Source organism: Clostridium sp. D53t1_180928_C8, assembly GCF_015667795.1.
Classification (GTDB): Bacteria; Bacillota; Clostridia; order Clostridiales; family Clostridiaceae; genus Clostridium.
The window spans coordinates 1-1,592 of the sequence record NZ_JADPEL010000123.1 but is presented as its reverse complement, the minus strand read 5'-3'; the positions used below and the strand labels follow the sequence as shown (position 1 = coordinate 1,592).

Sequence of the window (1,592 nt, the reverse complement as noted above, 5' to 3'; positions counted from 1 at the left end):
CCGCCAGCGTTCGTCCTGAGCCAGGATCAAACTCTCACTAAAAAGTTTAATCATTTGCTCAAATTACTTTGAGTCTTGTTTTAAGACTCTCAAAAGAATTGCTGGATTACTTTAACTATATTCTGTTCAATTTTCAAAGACCATTTACTCTGTCGCACCGAAGCGACTTCCTTATCTTATCACTGAGAAACTTTTATGTCAACATCTTTTTTTAACATTTTTTTGTGTTGTTTTTGTTGATAAAAATTTGCTTTCAACCTTTCGACTTACTTGCTGTGTTCCTCAGAACAAGACTTATAATATCACCTAAATTAATATATAATTAAACAATTTTTATCTTAATTTAAAATAAACTCTATTTTTTCTCCACTTTTCAACTATATCCTCTAATTTCCTTATATTGATACACTAGGAACAGTGTTAGTATTTAGCTAAAAAGTTATCCCCTTAATACACATTATCCACATACTAATTTAATATACATTTTAGACTTATTAACATAATTAACATTATCCACATTCATAAAACTAACTATATTTTTATATAGGTACTATAATGAACTTATATTTATATTAACAAAATTATTAATGTTTTAATCTTTTTCTTTATATTACTTTTTATTTTTTTATTTAATAATGTTTTATTCTATCTATATATTTTTAATAAATAAAAAATATAGTATAAAAAAATTATAATTTTTCAAATTGTTTCTTAAAACTTTTCTATTTATAGAATATATTATTTTAAAGGAGTGTTAATTATGAAAACTACTTATTCAATCGCTGATATTCCTAAAATGACTATGCTCTCACCAAGAACAATTAGGAACTATATTAAACTGGGACTTTTAAATGGTAGTAAAACAAATGGATATTGGTAACTTACTTCTGATGATATATCCAAATTTATGAATAATGATTATGTAACTCAAAGTTTAAATACTAAAAGGAATAGTTTAATATATGATTATATATTAAATGATAATAAATCTATAAATTCAGTATGTTCAATTTACGACTATCCTGTAGAAAATAATATTGAAGCAAAATCATTATATAATAAAATACTAAAAAAATTAATTATAATGAATATAATAACTTAAAATTTTCATACAATTATTCAAACAATATGATTCGTATTATATTGATAGGTGATTCAAATGAAATGAAATAAATGAACTAATTATGTGTTAATAAAAGTTTTTATTAATTTATTTATAAATAAGATATTTGGTTAAATACTACTCAAATATTTTTTAGTTCTATTCACAAATAAAATATTTATTATTTAATCACTTATAATTTTATAAAAAAGATACCTAGTATAGACTAAGTATCTTCTATCTGTCAACGTTCATCGGATCAAATTTTTACACTTCGATTAATCTCCACTAAATTGCCCGAAAAATACATAACATTTCTTTTTCCTCTCACATTGGGATTTAAAACGTTGATATTCTACTATTTTTTAATTTTAAATACAAAAAAAGATACCTAGTATAAACTAAGTATCTTCTTACCTGGCAACGTTCTACTCTCCCACACAGTCACCCGTGCAGTACCATTGACGCTGTAGAGCTTAACTTTCCTGTT

The 1,592-nt window shown here is 23.7% G+C and carries 1 protein-coding gene; it reads left to right on the top strand.

The window, feature by feature from the left end:
- The first annotated feature begins 907 nt into the window (after positions 1–907).
- Positions 908–1,102 carry a hypothetical protein gene (locus tag I4V51_RS20795; protein ID WP_195990341.1) on the top strand — a complete coding sequence of 65 codons (195 nt, stop codon included), beginning with the start codon at positions 908–910 and terminating at the stop codon, positions 1,100–1,102.
- Positions 1,103–1,592 lie beyond the last annotated feature (490 nt).

Excerpts from the sequence above, each read along its gene's own strand:
- I4V51_RS20795 (WP_195990341.1), top strand. The coding sequence starts at position 908 with ATGAATAATGATTATGTAACTCAAAGTTTAAATACTAAAAGGAATAGT.